This window comes from Kitasatospora sp. NPDC034035 (assembly GCF_055575755.1).
The window spans coordinates 94,792-115,008 of the sequence record NZ_JBVISA010000007.1 but is presented as its reverse complement, the minus strand read 5'-3'; the positions used below and the strand labels follow the sequence as shown (position 1 = coordinate 115,008).

13 protein-coding genes and 1 pseudogene are annotated in these 20,217 nt (G+C 71.7%); 7 read left to right on the top strand and 7 right to left on the bottom strand.

Features of this window, described 5'->3' with window-relative positions; all coding sequences use genetic code 11:
• Positions 1 to 12: 12 nt before the first annotated feature.
• The 3 genes from ACZ52J_RS12265 to ACZ52J_RS12255 are packed head-to-tail and all read right to left on the bottom strand — an operon-like array spanning position 13 to position 3,451.
• On the bottom strand, positions 13 to 1,059 hold the full coding sequence (locus ACZ52J_RS12265) for an alpha-ketoacid dehydrogenase subunit beta (protein WP_465617973.1): 1,047 nt from the start codon (positions 1,057 to 1,059) through the stop codon (positions 13 to 15).
• The gene (locus tag ACZ52J_RS12260; RefSeq protein WP_465617971.1) at positions 1,056 to 2,063 is read right to left on the bottom strand and encodes a thiamine pyrophosphate-dependent dehydrogenase E1 component subunit alpha; all 1,008 of its coding nucleotides are present in this window, start codon (positions 2,061 to 2,063) and stop codon (positions 1,056 to 1,058) included. The genes ACZ52J_RS12265 and ACZ52J_RS12260 overlap by 4 nt, the downstream gene beginning before the upstream one ends.
• Positions 2,060 to 3,451, bottom strand: a complete 1,392-nt coding sequence (locus ACZ52J_RS12255; protein ID WP_465618263.1) for an MFS transporter — start codon at positions 3,449 to 3,451, stop codon at positions 2,060 to 2,062. The genes ACZ52J_RS12260 and ACZ52J_RS12255 overlap by 4 nt, the downstream gene beginning before the upstream one ends.
• 110 nt (positions 3,452 to 3,561) lie before the next feature.
• Between ACZ52J_RS12255 and ACZ52J_RS12250 the strand changes: the two genes are divergently transcribed.
• The 3 genes and pseudogenes from ACZ52J_RS12250 to ACZ52J_RS12240 form a co-directional block, all read left to right on the top strand.
• Positions 3,562 to 4,836, top strand: coding sequence for an ATP-grasp domain-containing protein (locus ACZ52J_RS12250; RefSeq protein ID WP_465617969.1), 1,275 nt, complete (start codon positions 3,562 to 3,564; stop codon positions 4,834 to 4,836).
• Between the two features lie 117 nt (positions 4,837 to 4,953).
• Complete coding sequence (locus tag ACZ52J_RS12245; protein ID WP_465617967.1) at positions 4,954 to 5,727, top strand: SDR family oxidoreductase; 774 nt, start codon at positions 4,954 to 4,956, stop codon at positions 5,725 to 5,727.
• Between the two features lie 88 nt (positions 5,728 to 5,815).
• Positions 5,816 to 6,583 (top strand): annotated as a pseudogene (locus tag ACZ52J_RS12240) (AraC family transcriptional regulator); the annotation flags it as partial.
• Between the two features lie 50 nt (positions 6,584 to 6,633).
• On the opposite strand, the gene ACZ52J_RS12235 reads toward ACZ52J_RS12240, so the two are convergent.
• Genes ACZ52J_RS12235 through ACZ52J_RS12225 form a run of 3 tightly spaced genes read right to left on the bottom strand, consistent with a single transcriptional unit; the run spans position 6,634 to position 12,123 of the window.
• Complete coding sequence (locus ACZ52J_RS12235; protein ID WP_465617966.1) at positions 6,634 to 8,091, bottom strand: MFS transporter; 1,458 nt, start codon at positions 8,089 to 8,091, stop codon at positions 6,634 to 6,636.
• Complete coding sequence (locus ACZ52J_RS12230) at positions 8,088 to 8,921, bottom strand: thioesterase domain-containing protein (protein ID WP_465617964.1); 834 nt, start codon at positions 8,919 to 8,921, stop codon at positions 8,088 to 8,090. Before ACZ52J_RS12230 ends, ACZ52J_RS12235 begins: the two co-directional genes overlap by 4 nt.
• On the bottom strand, positions 8,911 to 12,123 hold the full coding sequence (locus ACZ52J_RS12225; RefSeq protein ID WP_465617962.1) for a non-ribosomal peptide synthetase: 3,213 nt from the start codon (positions 12,121 to 12,123) through the stop codon (positions 8,911 to 8,913). Before ACZ52J_RS12225 ends, ACZ52J_RS12230 begins: the two co-directional genes overlap by 11 nt.
• A gap of 212 nt (positions 12,124 to 12,335) precedes the next feature.
• Between ACZ52J_RS12225 and ACZ52J_RS12220 the strand changes: the two genes are divergently transcribed.
• The gene (locus tag ACZ52J_RS12220; RefSeq protein ID WP_465617960.1) at positions 12,336 to 13,910 is read left to right on the top strand and encodes a hypothetical protein; all 1,575 of its coding nucleotides are present in this window, start codon (positions 12,336 to 12,338) and stop codon (positions 13,908 to 13,910) included.
• 112 nt (positions 13,911 to 14,022) lie between these two features.
• On the opposite strand, the gene ACZ52J_RS12215 is transcribed toward ACZ52J_RS12220, so the two are convergent.
• A complete protein-coding gene (locus tag ACZ52J_RS12215) occupies positions 14,023 to 15,471 on the bottom strand; it encodes a PqqD family protein (protein ID WP_360493842.1) in 1,449 nt (482 codons plus the stop codon).
• 1,084 nt (positions 15,472 to 16,555) lie between these two features.
• Here ACZ52J_RS12215 and ACZ52J_RS12210 point away from each other — a divergent pair.
• From ACZ52J_RS12210 to ACZ52J_RS12200, 3 genes are read left to right on the top strand one after another with little or no spacing between them, the layout of a single operon-like run.
• On the top strand, positions 16,556 to 17,584 hold the full coding sequence (locus ACZ52J_RS12210) for a beta/alpha barrel domain-containing protein (protein WP_360493839.1): 1,029 nt from the start codon (positions 16,556 to 16,558) through the stop codon (positions 17,582 to 17,584).
• Between the two features lie 38 nt (positions 17,585 to 17,622).
• Complete coding sequence (locus ACZ52J_RS12205; protein WP_465617957.1) at positions 17,623 to 18,459, top strand: fumarylacetoacetate hydrolase family protein; 837 nt, start codon at positions 17,623 to 17,625, stop codon at positions 18,457 to 18,459.
• A gap of 33 nt (positions 18,460 to 18,492) precedes the next feature.
• Positions 18,493 to 20,217 (top strand): non-ribosomal peptide synthetase, encoded by a 1,725-nt coding sequence (locus tag ACZ52J_RS12200; protein ID WP_465617955.1) that lies wholly within the window; start codon positions 18,493 to 18,495, stop codon positions 20,215 to 20,217.

Here is a 20,217-nt window from a genome sequence, read left to right as displayed (position 1 = left end):
GGTTTCGTCGGCTCAGCCTGTCCGCTTGACGAGGTCCTCCACCGCGCGCACGATCGCCGCGGAGTCCGGCAGGACACTCGGCTCCAGCGCCGGGCTAGCCGGGTAGGGCACGCCGAGCGACCCCAACCGCACCACGGGGGCGCGCAGTTCCTCGAAGGCGTGCTCGGTCACCGCCGCGGCGATCTCCGCCGAAGGCCCGTACCGGACCCAGGCCTCGGCCGCGACCACCACCCGTCCGGTCCGGCGCGCGGAGGCGGCCAGCGTGGCCACGTCCAGCGGTCGCAGCGAGCGAACGTCCACCACCTCGCAGTCCAGGCCCTGTTCGGCCAGCCGGCCCGCCGCCACGAGGGCCTCGGGCACCATCCGGGACAGCGCGAGCACCGTGACGTCGCTTCCGGGGCGCACCACCTCGGCGGTACCCAGCGGCACCAGGTGCGACCCGGTCGGGACCTCGCCCTCGGTCGCGTAGAGCAGCTTGTGCTCGACCATGATCACCGGCTCGTCCGAGCGCAGCGCCGCGGTGAGCAGGCCCTTGGCGTCGGCCGGGCTCGCGGGCAGCACGGTGTGGAGCCCGGGCAGGTGGGCGGTCCACGCCTCCAGCGACTTCGAGTGCTGCGGGCCGGCGTTGATCCCGGCGCCGCCCTGGGTGCGCACCACGACCGGCATGCGCACCTGGTCGTTGTAGGCGAACGGGAGGGCGGCCACGCCGTTGGCGATGCTGTCCAGCGCCAGGCACAGGAAGTCGGTGTACATGATCTCGACCACCGGCCGCAGTCCGCTCATCGCCATGCCCATCGCGGCGCCGACGATGCCGTTCTCGGAGATCGGGGTGTCCAGGACCCGGTCGGCGCCGAACTCCTCCAGCAGTCCCCGGGTCACGGAGAAGATGCCCCCGTAGTGGGCGACGTCCTCGCCCAGCACGACCACCCGGTCGTCGGCGGCCATCTCCCGGCGCAGCGCGTCGTTCAACGCCCCCGCGTACGTCATCCTGGTCGTGGCCGGCGACGTGGTCGTGGCCGGCGAACCGGCCGTGGTCGCGCTCGTGGTCGTACCGGTCACCGCAGTGCTCCTTGGTCCCACCTGGACGCGTACGCGAAGAGCTGGTCGGGGTCGGGCCACGGGCTCGCCCTGGCGAACGCCACCGCCTCGGCGATCTCCGCCACCGCCGCCCGGTCCACCTCGGCCAGTCGCTCGGACGGGACGCCGCGCTCCCGCAGCCGGCCGGCCGCCAGCTCCAGGGGGTCGGTGGCCCCGGTCCCCTCGTCCGGGTCGCGGTAGCCGCCGCGGTCGGAGCTGGAGAAGCCGGACCTGCGGAAGGTGACGGCCTCCACCAGCGCCGGCCCCCGTCCCTGCCGGGCCGCCTCGACGGCGTCCGCGACCACCCGGCGCACCGCCTCCACGTCGTTGCCGTCCACCGCGTACCCGGGGATGCCGTAGCCGGCCGCCCGCCGGTACAGCTCGGTCTGGCGCGAGTGCCGGTCGAGGCGGACGCTCAGGCCGTAGCCGTTGTTCTCGACCAGCACGACGACCGGTAGCCGCCACAGCGCCGCCATGTTCAACGCCTCGTTGAACGCACCGGAGTTGACCGCGCCGTCGCCGGTCACGCAGAGCGTGACGGCGCCCCGGCCGGCCCGCTTCTGGGCCAGGCCGTGGCCGACCGCCAGGAGCAGCGAGTGCCCGACGATGCCGGAGGGGCCGAGCAGTCCGTGCTCGGCGTCGGCGATCAGCATGTGCCCGGCCCGGCCGCCGCACTGGCCGTCGGCCCGGCCCATCATCTCCGCGAAGGTGCGGCCCAGCGGCAGGCCGAGACCGACGTACTGGGCGTGCGGGCGGTGCGTGGCGGTGGTCAGGTCGCCCGGCCGCAGCGCGGCGGTGGCGCCGATGCCGGCCGCCTCCTGGCCGATGCCCAGGTGCATCGGCCCGGTGACGAGCCGCTCGGCCACCAGCTCGGCGAGCACTTCGTCCATCCGGCGGAGCACCCGCATCCGCCGGTAGAGCTCCAGCAGGTCGTCGTCGGGCGGGGGGTGCGGGAGCGTTCCGCACGCCTGCCGAGGTTGCGTCACAGTGCGTTCTCCAGAACGTGGATGGGGGCGGCGGGCGCGGTCCGACGGCGGAACGGCCCGACCAGGGCGAGTCCGCCGGCCGCGCCGGCCAGCGCGAGCAGCGCGCAGGACCACCACAGCGCCCACGGCGCGACCGAACCGTAGAGATAGGCGCCGGCCGGCGGGCCGAGCAGCTGGGCGGCCGCGTAGGACCAGCCGAAGGCCGCCTGGTAGCGGCCCTGGGCGTGCGTGGGGGCCAGGTCCGCGATGATCGAGCCGACGAAGCCGGCCGCCCCGATCTCGCCGATGGTCCAGACCACGACGGTGGCCAGGTACCCGGCCGCGGTGTGCACCAGACCGGTGGCCGCGATGCCCAGTCCGAAGACGGCCCAGGACACCGCGAGCACCGCGATCCGGTCGAACCGTTCCAACCAGCCGGCCAGCGGCGGTTGGAGCACGCCGATCAGGACGCCGCTGACCAGGAAGACCGCGCCGTAGACGGCGGAGGACTCGCCGCTGTCCTTGATCGCGAGCGGCAGCCCGACGGTGACCTGCGCGTTGATCAGGCCGCTGACGACGTTGAGCGCGATCAGTGCGAGCAGCAGCCGGTCCCGGAACAGCCCGACGGGGTGCTTCCGGGCGACGGCACGCGGCAGGGCCGCCGCCGGCCCCTTCGGCAGCAACAGGGCCACCAGCACCGCGAAAGCGGCGGAGGAGGCGGCCTGGGCGAGGAACAACAGCCCGTAGCCGTACCGGGCCAGCAGGCCCGCCAGCAGCCCGGCGAGACCCACCCCCAGGTTGACCGCCCAGTAGATCAGTCCGTAGGCACGCGGCTGGGACTGCGCGGGCACCAGGACCGCCACCAGCGCGGCCGCGGCCGGACGGTAGACGTCGGCCACCACCCCGACCAGGACGGCGGCCGCGAGAAGCGCCGGCAGGCCGTGCGCGAGGCCGAGGCCGACGATGCTCGCCGAACTGGCCGCGAGCCCGCAGACCACGGCCACCCGGGGGCCGAACCGGTCGGCCAGCACGCCGCCGAGCGGCTGCGAGACCAGGCCGCCCAGCCCGACGGCCGCCAGCACCGTCCCGGCGTCCGACGCGGACAGGCCCTGATCGCCCAGATAGAGCACCAGGAACGGGACCGCCATACTGCCGATCCGGTTCACGAGCTGGCCGGCGAACACCACCCAGAATCCCCGTGGCAGCCCACGGAAGTGACGTAAAACGAAAGTCCTTGCCTGGGTGATGATTTCGATACCCCCGATCCCCCGACCGGACACCGCAACGGATGGCCCGGAAACTCGGCGAGAATGCCGTATTGCCCCGCGAGAGCATCGGCAGGGCTGTTCCGGACGTGCGGTCCCTTCGTCCTCACCGTACAAGCCGACCACGTGCTTTTGAAGGGACATCTCAACACCCGAGATGGCCATCCGCCCTCGTTGACCGAATGTTGACAGGTCGTCACTCCTGTGCTTGCATCCCCAAGGCGAATCGCCAGCTGCCAGAGAGGCTCGGTCAATTGACTACCCGGCGTGTGATTCTCGTCGACACCTACGCCCTGTCCCGCCGTCTCGCGACCGCCTTCCTCGAGCGCGGAATAGAACCGGTCAGGGTACAGAGCACTGTCGAAGTCCCCCGGCTCTACGCCGGGAAGCCGGATTCGAATCCGTATCTCGCCGACTTCGTGCACACCGGGGACGTCGAGGCGACCGCGGCACGGCTGGCGCCCTTCGAACCGCTGGCCGTGCTGCCCGGCGGCGAGCTGGGGGTGGAACTCGCCGACGCGCTGAGCGAGCGGCTCGCCCGCGACCGCCCGATCCCGACGAACGGGACGGCGCTCAGCCCGGCCCGCCGCGACAAGTACGCCATGGTCGAGCGGATCAAGGCCTGCGGGCTGCGCGGAGCGGAGCAGATCCTGGTCCGCTCCGAGGAGCAACTGCGCTCCTGGCACGAGCGGTCGGGCGGGCGGGCGATCCTCAAGCCGCTGCGCAGCGCCGCCAACGACGGCGTGTTCTGGTGCGACACCCCCGAGGAGTCGGTGCGGGCCTACCGCACCCTCGCCGGCCGCGAGAACATCTTCTCCGAGCCCGGCGACGGCGTGGTCGCCCAGGAGTACCTGGTCGGCGCCGAGTACCTGCTGAACACGGTCAGCCGGGACGGCCACCACCATGTCTGCGACATCTGGAAGACGCACCGGATCAGCGCCAACGGCAAGCGCGACCTGGCGGTCGCCTGCCAGCTGCTGCCCCGCCGGGGCGAGGTGCAGGAGCCGGTGGTCGACTACGGCCTGCGGGTCCTGGACGCCCTGGGCATCGCGAACGGCCCGGCCCACGTGGAGATCAAGCTGACCCCGCAGGGCCCGTGCGTGATCGAGGTCGGCGCCCGGATCGCGGGACTCGACCTGCCCGGCCGCACCCACCTCGCCACCGGCGAGTCCCAGATCAGCTGGACGGTCGACGCGTTCGCCGAACCCGACCGCTTCCTGGCGCGCCACCAGGAGGACTACCGGCTGAGCCGGTCCGTCGCCTGGGCCGGCCTGGTGTCACCGGTGCGGGGCGTCCTGCGCGGCTACCGGGGGCTGGACGACATCAGGGCCCTGGAGAGCTTCCGCGAACTGCACCTGGCGGTCCACCCCGGCGACCCGATCAGCCCCACCGTGGACGACTCCACCTACCCGCTGGCGGTCTCACTCGCCCACGAGGTGGACGAGGTGCTCCTGCGCGACCTCGGCACGCTGCGCTGGCTGGACGGACCGGGCCTCTACGACGTGGCCGAGGGCCAGGCGCATTCCTGACCCTGCGGGATTCCTGCCTCTTCGGGATTCCCGCCTGTCAAAACTCTGCGAACTCCGCGAACTCCGCGCACTCTTCGAACTCCGTGACACACCGCTAGCAGATGGTTGGAATCACCCATGGATCTGGGAATTTCGGGGCGCACCGCGCTCGTGTGCTCGTCCACCGGCGGCCTGGGGGAGGCGATCGCCCGGGCGCTGGCCGCGGAGGGCGCCCGGACGGTGGTCTGCGGACGGCGCGGGGAGCGCGCCCGGCAGATCGCCGCCGAGTTGCCCGACGCCGTCGGAGTCGAGGCGGACCTCCTGGCCGAGGACGGCCCGGCCCGGCTGATGGCGGCGACGATCGCGGCTTTCGGCCCGCCCGACCTGCTCGTCCTCAACGGGCCCGGGCCCAAACCCGGTCCGGCGAGCGGCCTCGACCCGGCCGAGGTGGACGCCGCGCTGGACGTCACGCTGCGCCCGCAGTTGGCCCTGGTCACGCTGGCGCTGCCGGCCATGCGGGAACGCGGCTGGGGCCGCATCCTGGCGGTCGGATCCAGCGGGATCGCCGCTCCGATCCCCAACCTGGCGCTCTCCAACCTGGGTCGCGCGGCGCTGGCCGGCTACCTCAAGACCCTGGCCGCCGAGGTCGCCGCGGACGGGGTGACGGTGAACCTCCTGCTGCCCGGCCGGATCGAGACCGAGCGCACCGCGGCGATCGACGCCGCCAACGCCGAGCGCGCCGGCCGCAGCCTGGCGGACGTGCGGCGGTCCTCGGTCGAGGCCATTCCGGCAGGTCGCTACGGGCGGCCCGAGGAGTTCGGCGCGACCGCCGCCTTCCTGTGCAGCGCGCAGGCCTCCTACGTCACCGGCACCGCGATGCGTTGTGACGGCGGCTACGTGCGCGGCCTGTGACGGGAAACACGGATTACCCGGGCTTCCCGCCCATCACGCAGCGTCAAATTCCATCACGCGGGAAACCGCATTCCTGATAAGATCGATCATGCTCACGACGAGTAAAGCTCTCCGTAAATCATCGCGCAAACCTGCGAGTAAACCGGAGATCGCCGCCTGGCGGCCTTCCGTAGGCGGCATCCGAGAAGTCTTCCACGCGCGCATAACGAACCACGTCTACCCCATGCACACGCACGACGCATGGACACTCCTCATCGTCGACGACGGAATCGTCCGTTTCGACGTGGACCGTCATGAATACGGCGCCCTGGATCACCTCGTCACGATCCTCCCGCCGCAGGTCGCGCACAACGGCGATTCGGTCTCCCCGGACGGATTCCGGAAACGGGTGCTCTATCTGGACCCGACCCTGCTGAGCCATGAACTCATCGGGGCGGCCGCGGACCAGCCCGTCATCTCGGACCCGGTGCTGCGGCAACGGATCCACCTGCTGCACACCGCCCTGAACGGGACCGACGACCCGCTGGAGGCCGAGAGCCGACTGGGCTTCATCGTCGAACGCCTGCACGGACACCTCGCGGGAACGCTGCGTGATGCCCGTCCGCCGGCCGCCCCGGGCGTCGCCGGGCGGCTGCGCGACCTGCTCGACGCCCGGCTGGTCGAAGGCCTCACCCTGGCGGAGGCCTCCGACCTGCTGCAGTCCCACCCCACCCAGCTGGTCCGCGCCTTCACCAAGGAGTTCGGCGTGGCCCCGCATCAGTACCTGACGGGCCGAAGGGTGGACACGGCACGCGGCCTGCTGCTGGAGGGCATGACGCCGGGACTCGTCGCGGCGACCACCGGCTTCTACGACCAGTCGCACTTCACCCGCCACTTCAAGAACACCATCGGTACCAGCCCCGGCCGCTACGCCCGGTCCGCCACCGCCGGCTCGGCCAAGGCCTCGGTCGCCGGCTCGGTCGCACGCTCCGACTCGGTCGCACGCACGGTTTCGGCCGCACGCTCGGTCTCGGTCGCACGCTCGGTCTCGGCCGCCGGCTCGGCAGCGGGCATCTCCCGCAAGCGGGTGAGCGGGGACAGCAGGACCCCGCCGACCACGAAGACCGCCGATCCGAGCGTCGAGACCCACAGGGTCTGATGCACGCCGATCCGGTCGGCGAGCAGTCCCGAGAGCAGGCCGCCGAGCGCACCGAGCCCGAACATCACGGCCCGTACCGCCGCGTTCATCCGCCCGAGCAGCTCGGGCGGCGTGACGTTCTGCCGCACGCTGATGATCAGGATGTTGACGGTCGTCAGCCCCAGCGGCCCGAGGAACCAGGCGATCGTGAACAGTCCGCCCACCAGGAAGTCCGGGCCGGCGGCGGCCGGCACGAGCAGCATCGGCACGAACGCCACCGTCAGCGCGCAGGCGTAGAGACGCCCGAGGGACAGCCGCTGGGTCAGCCGGCGGCACATGATGCCGCCGACGATCCCACCGCAGGCACCGACCGAGAAGATCAGTCCCAGCACCGAGGCCGACAGCCCCCGGTCGCGGGCCGCGTACAGGAGGAACATCGGCTGCGTCGCCGAGAGGAAGAAGTTCGCCAGGCCGCCGACCAGCGCGATCCACCGCACCAGGCGGTTGCCCGCGACGAACCTCAGTCCCTGGGCCAGTTCCGTGCGGATCCGCCGCCCGGGCACGACCTGGGGCGGGGTCTCCTTGGCGCGGATCAGGAGCAGCGAGACCACCGAGCCGAGGAAGGTCACGGCGTTCGCGGCCATCGCGACCGGAGCCGTCAGCAGGCTCACCAGCGATCCCGCCAGTCCGGGCCCGGCCGCCTCGGCGGTCGCGGACGTGGTCGCCAGCTTGGAGTTGGCGTCGACCAGGTACTTCGGGTCGCGGATCAGCGTGGGGACGAACGACATCCAGCTGATGTCGAAGAGCACCGCGCCGATCCCCACACCGAAGGTGATCGCCAGCAGCAGCGGCATGTCCAACCGGTCGAGCCAGGCCAGCACCGGCACCATGCCGATCAGCACCAGCCGGAGCAGGTTCGCCCCGATCATCGTCGTGCGCCGGCGGTGGCGGTCCACCCAGACCCCGAACAGCGGCCCGAACACCAGGTACGGGACCATCTGCAGGAAGCGCAGCAGACCGAGTTCGTCGGGCTGCGCGTCCAGGGTGATCACCGCGGTCAACGGCAGTGCCAGCACGGTGATCTGCGTGCCGAACAGGGAGAGGGTCTCCCCCGACCAGAAGGTGAGGAAGTCCCGGTTGCGCCACAGGCTCGGGCGGCCCTGCACCCCGGCCCCGTCGGCGACGGTGCTGTCCTTGTCCGCGACGGCGGTTTCCCCTTCACGGACAGTGGTGTCCTGCGTGGTCATGCCGGTACTCCTTCCGGTCGCGCGGCGGACACCTCGTGCAGGGTTTCCCACACCGCTTCGCCCAGCGCCTTCAGTCCGGCTCCCTGCCACAGCGAGAAGTGGTCGCCGGGCACGGTGACGGTGCGCACGTCCTGCGCCGCGTCGCTCCACCGCAGCGGACCGCGCGGCGAGTCCTCGGCCTCGACGACCAGCACCGGTCCGGGGTAGCCGGGCTCGGGGCGGTAGCCGTGGAGGGCCTCGACGTTGCGCCGGAACACCTCGAACCGGTGGTCCAGGGTCTCGGCGTCCAGCTCCTCGGCGATCAGGCCCGCCCGGTGCAGCAGACGCCAGGCGTCCCCGGTCGGCGCGTCCGACGGCCACTCCCCCAGCACGTCGGCGACCTGCTGCTCGGCCCGTCCGTTCCCGGCCTCGGTCAGCAGGTTGACGGCGAACCCGGACAGGACCGCCTGCCGCGGCGGGACCGGTTCGGCGTGGTGCATCAGGGCGTCGACCAGCACCACGAGCGGCACCCGCCGCCCCCGCGCCAGCAGCCGGTGGGCCATGGCGAACGCGACCGAGCCGCCCATCGACCAGCCGAGCAGGCACAACTCCGGCCCCACGCAGTCCTCTTCGACCGTGCGGGCGTAGTCCTCGGCGAGCTCGCGCAGGTCGGTGGGCGGCAGGCCGTCGCCGTCGTACCCGGGCGCCTCGATGCCGACCACCGGCCGGCCTCCGAGGAGGCCGGCCAGCGGCAGGTAGGTGTAGGCGGAGCCGGAGGCGGAGTGCACGCAGTACAGCGGCGCCAGCCCGGTGTCGTCCCCGCCGAACGGCAGGAGCAGGTCAGCCGACACGGCCGGGCTCCGCGGTGACGCCCGCCGGGGCGGCCTTGAGGGCCGCCGGCTTCGCCGCCACCAGCCGGTCGACCTCCGCGGCGATCGAGCGCGTGGTGGCGTCGGCGAACATCGTCCGCAGCCGGATCTTGACGCCGAACTCCTTGCCGAGGCGGCTGACGACCCGCATCGCCTGCAGGGAGTTGCCGCCGGCCGCGAAGAACGCGACCGCCGCGCTGACCCGCTCGACCTCCAGTACCTCGGCGTAGATCCGCGCGACCGCCTGCTCCGTCGGCCCCTGCGGGGCGACGTAGTCCTCCTCGGGGTCGGCCTCGACCGGGTCCGGCAGGGCCTTGCGGTCGACCTTCCGGGCCGTGGTCAGCGGCAGCCGGTCCAGGACCACCCAGGCGGTCGGGACCATGTACTCGGGCAGCCGCTCGGCCAGGTGGGCCCGCAGGTCGGCCGGGTCGGGAAGGCGGTCGGCGGCCGGCGAGGCGTAGCCGACCAGGCGGTTCTCACCGCGCCGGTCCGGCCGCAGCACCACCGCGCCGACCCCCACGTCCGGGTGCGACATCAGCGCGGACTCGATCTCCTCCAGCTCGATGCGCAGGCCGCGCAGCTTCACCTGGCCGTCGCCGCGGCCGAGGAACTCCAGCTGGTAGTCCCGGTTCCAGCGGACGAGGTCGCCGCTTCGGTAGACCCGGCCGCCGGGGTGGAACGGATCCTCGGTGAACGCCGCCGCCGTCAGGTCCGGGCGGTTGAGGTAGCCGCGGGCGAGGCCTTCCGGACCGCCGATCAGCAGCTCACCGGCGACACCGCGCGGGACGAGCTGGCCGGCCTTGTCGACCACGTACATCCGGCGGTCGGTGAAGGGGGCGCCGATCGGCGGGGCGCTGCGGGCCGGCTCGTGCGGGCACTCGTAGGAGGTGCAGCCGACGGCGGCCTCGGTGGGGCCGTAGCAGTTGATCATCCGGCGCCCCGGCAGGTTCCACTTGGCGACCATCTCGGCCGGAACGGCCTCGCCGCCCGCCATGATCTTCCGAAGGTGCGGGTAGGACCCGCCCTCGACGAGCGCGAGCATCGCCGGCGACATGCAGATGTAGGTGACCTCCTGCGCCCGCATGAGCGCCGCGAGCGCGTCGGGCGAGGTGCCGGCCTCCTTGTCGACCAGGACCAGGGCCGCTCCGGCGGTGAGGCCGGCGAAGATCTCGCCCTGCGACATGTCGAAGGCCAGGGCGGCCAGCTGGAGCATCCGGTCCTCCGACTGGAGGTCGAACACCCGGCGGTAGGAGGCGATGAACGACTGGAGCGCCCGGTGTTCGAGGAGCACGCCCTTGGGCCGGCCGGTCGAGCCGGAGGTGTAGATGACGTAGGCGAGCGAGTCGCGGCCGGCCTCCTCGGCCCAGCCGTCGGACTCGGCTCCCGCCTTGGCGATCGCCTCCCGCTCGCGGTCGACCTCGATGACCGACCAGTCCGCCGACGCGGGTATCCGCTCGCTCACCCGGCTCTGGGTCAGCACGATCGGCGCCGCGGTGTCCTGGAGGATGTACTCCAGCCGACCGGCCGGGTGCGAGGGGTCCAGGACCGCGTACGCCGCCCCGGACTTCAGCACGCCGAGCAGCGCGACGAGTGCGTCGAGGTCGCGCTCCATCGCCACCGCGACCACCTGCCCGTGCCGTACCCCCCGGTCGCGCAGGAAGGCGGCGAGTTCGAACGCCCGGCTCTCCAGCTGACGGTAGGTCAGACTGTCGCCCTCGTGGATCGCGGCGACGCGGTCCGGCTGCTCCAGCGCGCGCCGGGCGATCGCGGCGTGCACCGGCTCGTCCGCGTGCGAGAGCAGCTCGCCGACCCCGGCCGCGAGGAGCTCCTGGACCTCCGTGCCGTCGAGCAGCGCCAGCTGCGACACCGGCCGGGCGGGCTCCGCGCAGGCCGCCCGCAGCACCTGGGCCAGGTGCCGGACGAGCGCCTCGACCCGCCAGCCGTCGAAGAGGTCGGCGGCGTACTCGACGAGGACGTGGAGCCGGTCGGCCGACTCGACGAAGGTCAGGGCCAGGTCGAAGCGGGCGCCGAGCGACGGGATCGCGACGGCCTCCGCGGTCAGCCCCGGCAGCTCGAACCCCATGCCCGAGGTCTGCTCGGTCAGGAACTGGGCGCAGACACCGAACAGCGGGTTGCGGCCCGCGTCGCGGTGCGGCCGGAGCCGGTCGACGACCCGTTCGAAGGGCACGTCCTGGTTGTCGTAGGCGTCCAGCAGGGTGTCGGAGAGCCGGTCCAGCAGGGTGGCGAACGCGGGATCGTCCTCGAGGCCGGCCCGCAGCACCACCATGTTGGTGAAGTACCCGACCACCTCCTCGAGGTCCGGATCGGTCCGGCCGAGCGCCGCGGTGCCGAGCGAGACGTCCTGGTTGCCGGTGTACCGGCCCAGGACCACGGTCAGCGCGGCGGTCAGGACCATGAACAGCGACGCGCCCTCGGCCTCGGCGAGCGCGCGGGCCGCCGCGAGCAGGTCCGGCGGCAGCTCGGCCCGCGTGGTGCCGGCGGTGTAGCTGGGTTCGGCCGGACGCGGGCGGTCGGCGGGCAGCTCCAGCGGGGTGACGCCGTCCAACTGCGTCTGCCAGTACTGGAGTTGCTCCTCCAGGCCGCCGTTCTCGAGGGCGGCGCGCTGCTCGGCGGCGAAGTCCGCGAAGCGGACGGGCGCCGGGCCGTCGGCCGGTCTGCCGGCCGGTACGTCGCCACGGAGCGCCGCGGCGTAGGCATCCGGGAGCTGCCGGAGCAGCAGGCTGGTCGACCAGCCGTCGGTGACGAGGTGGTGGAAGACGAGCGACAGCACGTGCTCGTCCGCCGAGAACCGGAACAGCTTGAAGCGGTACAGCGGGCCTTGCACCAGGTCGAAGGACCGGGAGGCGTGCTCGTGCAGCTCCTGCGCGAGCCGGGCCTCGCGGGCTTCGGGGCTCCCCTCGGCCAGGTCGCCGACCGGCAGGTCCACGTCCGACGGCGGGGTGAACACCATCCCCGGCGCCCCGTCCACCGCGGACACCGTTCCACGCAGCGACTCGTGCCGGCGCACGAGCTCGGTCAGGGCGGCGGCGAGCGCCGCGCCGTCCAGCGGTCCGCGGAGCCGATGGGCGACCGCGACGTTGTACGTCGCGAGCCCGGGAGTCAGCTGCTCCAGGAACCAGAGCTGCTCCTGCCCGACCGACAGCGACACGTGCCCCGACGCCATCGAACCCTGATCAACGACCACTGTGCTCGCTCCAAACCGATGAGAACCCGACAGCCCTGTCAGCCTGCCGGAACCCACCGTGCCGCTTCCCGGCCGCCACGTCTTGTACGTTCTTGACGTGCGCGGAAACCCGCTCCGAAGTTCCCCGACGGTTTGTCAAACGGCCTAGCATCCCTGCTTAAACTTGCGAACACCCCGGAACGGAGCGAACATTGACGACCAACGTCTTGACCATCGGCACGCCCGTCGACGATCTGCACGAGCGGCGGCTGAACGCGGTCGCCGCGGCCGGCGCCAGGCTCGGCGCACTGACCGGAGCCCCGGCGCCGGAGCCCTCCACCCCCGCCGTCGACCTGCTGCGCGCGCTGGCGGCCGCCGGCCGGATCGCGGTGAGCGCCGAGGACGAGGCGGCCGGACCGTGGACGTTGTCCTACGTGCCCTCGGCGGCCGCGCTGACCGCGGTGGCCACCGGCCGTGCGCCCTCCTGGGGGGCGCGGGTGGACACCAAGCAGCAGAAGGCGCTGCGCCGCAGCCGGGGCGCGGTGATCCGGCTGCCCTTCGCCGACCTCACGGGCGGCGAGGCGAGCGGCGACGCGGCCAACGAGGCGAACGGCGAGGCGAACGGCTCGGCGGGCGGCTCGGCGGGCGGTGATTCGCTGAGCACCTTCACCACCGACTGGTCGCCCTTCACCGCCGCCTGCGCGGTCGTGGTGCACCCTGACCACGAGGCACTGGCCGGCACCGAGGTGCGGCAACGCCCGTACTTCAGCGGCCGGTTCGTGCGCCACCCGCTTCACGGCGACGTGCTGCCCGTCTGGGTCGCCGACTGGGCCAAGCCCGAGTTCGGCACCGGCGCGGTGATCGTCAACCCGGCGCACTCGGTCGCCGACCTGGAGTTCGCGCGCGCCATCGGGCTGCCGGTCCGCTTCGGCCTCGGCGAGCAGGAGCCCGGCGCGGACCCGAAGACCTGGCTGACGCCGCCGGTCATCAAGACCGGTGTCGCGGTGCGGGCCGGCCGGCGGCACGACGGCCTGCCCCACGAGGAGGCCATGCAGGCGTACCTCGAGGACCTGCTGGCCTCCGGGCACGCCGAGACGGCCGAGTCCGTCTCGCTCGGCCGGACGCCGCTCGCGGTGCTGAGCGCCGACCCGGCCGGCGAGCTGCGCTGGGCGCCCGCGCTGCGGGCCCGCAGCCTCACCGAGGGGACGGACGGGGCCGCGGCCGTGTCCGTGTCGATCGACCCCGCGCCGCTGCTCGCCTCGGCGGCCGCGTACCCGGCGGGGCGGGCGACCCTGGTGGCCTCCTCGGAGGCGGTCACGGCGGACCTGCTGTGGCTGCGCCTGCTGACGCTGGACGTCGAGGTCGCGCACCCGCCGGTCGCGGTGCTGCCGGTGGCCCGGGTCGGCTCGGCCCAGAACGTCGATCCGGAGTGGCTGGACGCCTCGCTGCTGGTGGCGGGCCGCACGGACGAGACGGTGTCGGTCAAGGCCCAGCTCGGCGAGCAGATCGGACGCATCACCGGTGATCACGCGGCGGCGGCCGCCGCCGCCGGCGGGCCGGAGCCCGCGGCGTCCAAGACCGCCGCGAAGCTCTGCGAGGCGCTCTCCGCCGCCGACTTCCCGGCCGCCTTCGGCACGGCCGCCACCATCGCGAAGACGGTACGGCGCGGGGGCGAGGTCGGGGAGTCGGAGCGCACCGCGTTCCTCGCCGCCCTGCACGTGCTCTTCGGTCTGCCGCTGCCCGAGGGCTTCTCCGCAGGTGCGCTGGACGGCGCGCTGCGCGCGTGAGCCGGGCTGATCCGGACGTGATCCGGACCTGATTCGGACGTGAGGACGGGCGGGGCGCCGCAAGGCCACCCCGCCCGTCCACCGTCGCCACCGGCTGGTGCCATCGGCCTCGTTACCGGCCGGCGACCCGGTCCAGCACCTCGTCGCCCGCCGGGTTGCGCTTCACGCTGATCCGCTTCTGGTGCGGGTCGGTGAGCATGACCTGCGGGAGGACCCCCTTCTGCGCGGGCGCGTCCCCGAACGGCGACCAGAGCGGGCCGTCGTGCAGCGCCTGCAGGTCGGTCACGCTCAGTCCGCTGATCCGCTCGAGGCGGGCGGCGAGCGCGCGGTCCACGGAGCCGGCCAGCACCTCGCGGATCCGGTCCTCGGCCTCCAGCAGGTCGGGGTGCTCTCCGGCGAGGAACTCGTGCAGGTTGGCGGCCCGTCCCGCGAAGGGCGAGTACACCATGCAGACCAGCTGCGTGGTGTCGAGCCCGAAGGCGTCCTCGCCGTACCGGGTCGCGGACTCACGCATCGCCTCGACGCCGGCCTCGGTGGCGTAGCGCCGTTCCATCTCCTCGACGAGGTGGTCGGGGAAGTGCTTGCGGCGCATCAGTTCCAGGGCGAAGTCGGCGTACTGGTCGATGCCTTCGCGGTAGGAGCGCTGGTACACCCGCTCGGTCCGCAGTCCGCGCAGGTGGGCCATGAGCGCGGGGTTCACGCAGTCGGACTCGGTGAAGTTGAATGCGATGTCGTCGAAGACGAAGCCGAGGAAGTCCGTCAGGAGGCTCCAGTGCGCCCCTGAGGCGTAGCTCGTGTAGTCGTAGATGGAGTAGAACTGCAGCGCGGTGGGGATGGCCGACGTCACCCCGCGCGCCTCGACCCGCTCCGCGTTCTCCAGGCCGTGGATCTCCTGGAAGTAGGCCGTGGCCAGGCCGTTGAGCGTCTCCAGGGTGCCCTGGAAACCCTTCTTGCCGTCGGCGGGCTTCAGGCCGACGCTGCGCGCCAACTGCCGGATCCACAGGGCGTAGTCGCGCTGCTCGCGGGGGGAGTCGCCGGTGATGATCAGGTCCACGCCCTCGCCGTGGCCGGCGGCCACACCGAAGGAGTCCGCCACGTTCAGGTTGCACGCGTTGCAGAAGGTGGCCCGGCCGTCCCCGTAGGTGCGGTGCCCGGACATCAGCATGTCGACCCGGTTGAACTCGATCAGCCGGTGGGGCATGCTCCGGTCGCGGTGGAAGGGGCGGACCTGGCTGCCCTCGATGAGCAGCAGTTCGACGTCCGGATCGCCGTACAGGCCCAGCGCCTGGTACGTCCGGTCGATGTTCTGCATCACCTGGTAGGGCATTCCGCCGTGCCGCATGGTCGCCACCCGCAGCCGGAAGGTCTCCCCGTGCCGTTCGGCGACCGCCAGGTGGACGGCGCGCACGAAGGCCAGCGCGTAGGAGCTGTCCTTGCCGCCGCCGTAGGCGACCATCACGGTGTTGCGCCCGAGTTCGCCCGGTCGCGGCAGCGCTTCGAGCAGTGTCGTCGCGCACTCCTCGACCGCCGGCACGTCCCGCTCCGGGAGAGCCTTCCGCAAGTTGTCAAGAATAGCCGTGCTCATGACATCCCTCCCGGCTGCTTGGTCCTCGAGGACGCAGCCGACTCCAGTCGTCGAGGCCCCGATCGTCGGGGCCCGGTGTCGTGAACGAATGCGCCGGCCGACCGTCGATCACCCGGTGGCCGCGCAGGAAGAGGAGCCCGCTCCGGCGAACCGGGCGCGGGTGTATCTCAGATAATGGACAGAGTGGCTCGTTCGAACCCCTGGGGTCCCGAGCGGCGGAATCCAGCCTCGACCGGATGCGGGAGCAAGCGCTGAGCGACTCGTCCGGAGTCGGCGCGAGCTCTCGCCCGAAAAGCCAAACACACGTGTTCGCCCTGTGTCCAGCGAAGTCGATCAGTTCGCCCGCCTGCCCTTCGACGCCGGCCGGCCGATGGCTTCCAGCACCGATCGACCGCCGATCGACCGCCGCGGACCGCTCCGGACCGGGCCTGCCCGATCACCGACGTCTCGACATCCGAGACCGTTTCGGCTGTTCTGCCGGTTGGCTGATTCTTTCCCCTGCCGCCCCTGGGCGCGGCGGTCCCGACACCCGTCCGCAGCCGGTCCCGCTCCGCTGACCTGCAACAACCTGCCACCGGCCGGTCACTCCGAGGCCCGAAGAGACGCGACCATGCCGCCAGAACCGGACGGGCCGACTCCGACCTGACGATGCATGTCACATTCCCGACGCCCAACAAGCCGTTGATCTCCCTAAGGATGTGAGGCATAGTCAACAACCGGCGAGGACGCCGGCAATCCAGAGGGGGACTGGAGGTGGGAATCCCGTACGCGGACTTGTGTCGCGTCCGGCGAAGAAGTACTCACCACGAGGCCGGAACGCTCGCGCCCACGGCACGGTAGTGCCGGCGGCAGCGCGGCAGAGGTCGTTTCTCCATCCCGACCCTGATCGGGATTTCCACGGTCGAACTCCCTACGGTGACGTTCCATCGTTCTTGCTCCGCCGATGCGCGACCGCGCCCACCGGGAATCCGCCATGCGGTCCCGGAGGAGGTCCGGCATCGGCTCTTTCCCGCGAACCACCCATACTCATCCGCCAATCACTGAGCTCCGGAGGACGGTTATGTCTACAGCACCCGGCCCGCTGTTCGAGCCGCAGTCGAGCGAGATTCTTGACGCCACCCTGCGCGATGGCTCGTACGCCGTCGACTTCCAGCTCGAAGAGAAATTCGTCATCGAACTCCTCGGCCGACTGAACGAGACGCCGATCGGGAAGGTGGAAATCGGCCACGGCCTCGGCTACGAGGCCGAGCGTTCCGGCATCAGGGCCTGCAACATCGACCTGTCCCGGTGGTGCGAGATCGCCCGCTCGGAACTGTCGGAAACCTCCTGGGGCATGTTCGCGCAGCCCGGCTTCAGCCGGCTCGAGACGCTTCAGGAGCTCTGCGACCAGGGCATGTCGTTCGTCCGCATCGGCATGGAGGCCGACCGGGTCTCCGAGCACCTCGAGTACATCGAGCGCGCCACCGAGATCTGCGGGCAGGTCTACCTCAACCTCATGAAGACCAGCGCCACGCCCGCCGAGCAGCTGCCCAAGCTGCTGAGCGGAGTCACTCCGGCCGTGGCCGGACTGTACGTCGTGGACTCCTACGGCTCGATGCTCCCCAGCGACGTGCAGCACTACGTCGAGGTCGCCAGGGAGCACTTCCCGGTCGTCGGGTTCCACGGCCACGACAACCTCGGCATGGCGAACGCCAACAGCATCGCCGCGCTCCAGGCCGGCGCCGCCATCGTCGACGGAACGCTCGACGGCATCGGCCGCGGCGCCGGCAACGCGGAGACCGAGTCGCTGGCCGGCATCCTCAGCATGGTCGGCAGCGACAGGTACGACTACAAGCAGCTGGCCCGGCTCGCGGAGTTCTGCCGCACCAGCCTGGAACTCCTGCCGGAGAACCGGAACATGCAGGTCCTCGGCGGAGTCATCGGGATCCACTCCGGATACTTCCCGCTCATCGAGGAACTCTGCGCCGAGCTCACCGTCGACCCGGCCCCCCTGATGGAGATCGCCGTCGACCTGGCGTCGCAGAGCGTCGGCAAGAACCACCTTCACGCCGCGGCCCAGCGGATCTCCCAGGGCCTCGCGGCGGTCTAGCGAACCCCTTTCGACCAGCGCCCTACAGGGAGGAACACATGAGGATCGCACGATTCGACGCCGGCGACGGCTACCGGATCCACGCCGGACAGGACGGCGGCTGGGTGCCGCTGTCGGCCATCGAGGGCTACCAGGCTCCCGCGCGGATCGCGGACCTGCTGGACGAGGCCCGGAGGAGCGAGCTCGCCGCGCTGCTCGCCTCCCGGTCGGTCGAGCCGCTGACCGACGTCCGGCTCGACGAGGCCGCGACCATCGCCGACGGCGGCGACATCTGGGGTGCCGGCCTGAACTACCGGGGCCACTCCGAGGACCTGAACACCCAGCAGCCCGCCTCCGGCCCGGGATCGTACCTGCGGCCGAGCAGCTGCCTGATCGGCAACGGGCAGCAGATCGAACTGCCGTCCCAGAGCAAGCGGGTGACCGCGGAGGCCGAACTCGGTCTCGTCATCGGCGTGGCCTGCAAGAACGTGTCGCGTGCGAACTGGCGCTCGGTCGTCGCGGGTGTCACGACCGTGCTCGACATGACCGCCGAGGACGTGATCCGCGAGAATCCGCGGTACATCCCGTGGTCCAAGGGATTCGACACGTTCTGCAGTGTGGGACCGCAGCTGGTGACGCTGGACGAGTTCGACGACGAGGCGCTCCGGAACATCCGGGTGTCGACCATCCGCAATGACGAGGTCGTCTCCTCCGCCCTGGTGTCCGCCATGAAGTACGACCTGGGCTATCTGGTCGAGTACTTCACGGCCGGTCGGACCCTCGCGCCCGGAACCGTCATCTGCACGGGAACTCCGGGAGCCGCGGTGATCAGCCCCGGAGACTCGATCAAGGCCGTCGTCGAGGGTGTGGGAACGCTCGTCCACACCGTGCGGTAGTTCGTCTGACCATCGCTGAAAAAGGTTGATCACTTGTCTGTCCAGCAGATATCAGTAGTCGACGCGATCGAGCGCGTCGTTCAGGACCATCCCGACTGCGGCGCCATCGAGACCACCGACGGCTCGATCACCTATCGGGAATTCGGCGAGCACGTCCGCGATTTCACCGCGCGGCTCGAATCGCTCACCGAACCGGGTGAGTTCATCGGAATCGAGGCCGTCCGCACCTCGGGGTCGATCGTCGCCATGGTCGGCGCGCTGACCGCAGGACGACCGTTCGTGTTCATCGACCCGCGCGACAGCGAGTCGTCGAACAAGCGGAAGGTCTCCTCGCTCGGCATCAACCTGGTCGCCGGCACCCCTGCCGGGTCGCACGCGCCGCGACTCGCCGCGACGCCGGCCGAGTGGCGGGACGGCCCGGAAGGCCAACACCTGTCACCTCATGTCGATCTGACGGAGTATCAGGACCCTCTCGGCTACGCGATCCACACCTCGGGTTCGACCGGAGAGCCCAAGTGCGTCCTGGTGCGCGCCGAGCCGTTGGTGCCCATGGTCCGGGACCACGTACGGCGCCTGGAGCTGGACACCCGGTGCCGCACCCTGCAGTTCGCCCGACTGACCTTCGACGGGTGCATCACCGAGATCCTGTGGACCCTGACCTCGGGCGCCTGCCTGGTGATCCTCGGCGAGGAGCACCTCAGCCCGGGACCGGTGCTCCAGCGGACGCTGGAGCGGTACCGCATCACCCATCTGAAGACGACACCCTTCGCGCTGACGGCCACCGAGCCGAGCGAGGGGATGACTCTCAAGCACGTGATCAACGGCGGCGGCGCCTGCCGGCAGGCCGTGCTCCGGAAGTGGTCCGCGGCGGCGGCGTTCCACAACGCCTACGGGCTCACCGAGACCACCGTCTGCAACTTCCTCAGCGCCCCGCTGGACCCGGACGACTGCAAGGAGTCCGTCCCGCTCGGCGACCTGGTCGGCGACTGCGGGTTCGACCTCGCCCCGCTGCCGACGGCGGCCGACGAGGCCGCCGGTTCGCCGGTGACCCGCGGCGAACTCGTCATCACCGGCAACAGCGTCGCGGTGGGCTACCTGACCGCCCAGGGCGTACGGCCCTTCCTCGACGACGACGCGGACCGGGTCTACCACACCGGCGACATCGTCGAACGCCGCGACGGACAGGTCTACTTCGTCGAGCGGCTGGACCGGCAGGTCAAGGTCCGCGGCTACCGCCTGGACCCGGGCGAGGTCGAGAGCGCGGCCTGCCGCCTCGACGGCGTCGTGGAGGCGGTCGTCACCGCCGAGTCGCACGAGAGCGGCGACGACGACGCCGCCGACGCCCTGGTCTGCTACCACCTCGGCACCGCCACCTCCCGGGAGGTGCGCACCCACCTGGAGACGGTCCTCGACTCCTACAAGGTCCCCTCGGTGATCCGGCAGATCGAGGCGGTCCCCTACACCCGCAACGGCAAGGTCGACCGCGAGGCGCTCCGGGCGAGCCGCCGCGCCGCCCCCGAGGCGGAACGGGCCGCCGCGCCGGAGGACCAGATCCTCGAACTGGTACGCCGGCTCACCGGGGTGGCCGACGCCGGCCTCGACGACAACTTCTTCGACATCGGCGGCGATTCGGCCTCCACGGTGATCCTGGTCAACAAGCTGAAGGAACTCGGCTGGATGGCTGTCGGCGTCCGGGACGTCCTCCGGGCCGAGAACCTGAAGGTCCTCGTCGACGAACTACGTGATCGGAGCGCTTGA

Coding starts and splice junctions, on each gene's coding strand:
- ACZ52J_RS12255 (WP_465618263.1), bottom strand. CDS start 3,451: ATGTCCCTTCAAAAGCACGTGGTCGGCTTGTACGGTGAGGACGAAGGG.
- ACZ52J_RS12245 (WP_465617967.1), top strand. CDS start 4,954: ATGGATCTGGGAATTTCGGGGCGCACCGCGCTCGTGTGCTCGTCCACC.
- ACZ52J_RS12235 (WP_465617966.1), bottom strand. CDS start 8,091: ATGACCACGCAGGACACCACTGTCCGTGAAGGGGAAACCGCCGTCGCG.
- ACZ52J_RS12225 (WP_465617962.1), bottom strand. CDS start 12,123: ATGGCGTCGGGGCACGTGTCGCTGTCGGTCGGGCAGGAGCAGCTCTGG.
- ACZ52J_RS12210 (WP_360493839.1), top strand. CDS start 16,556: ATGTCTACAGCACCCGGCCCGCTGTTCGAGCCGCAGTCGAGCGAGATT.
- ACZ52J_RS12205 (WP_465617957.1), top strand. CDS start 17,623: ATGAGGATCGCACGATTCGACGCCGGCGACGGCTACCGGATCCACGCC.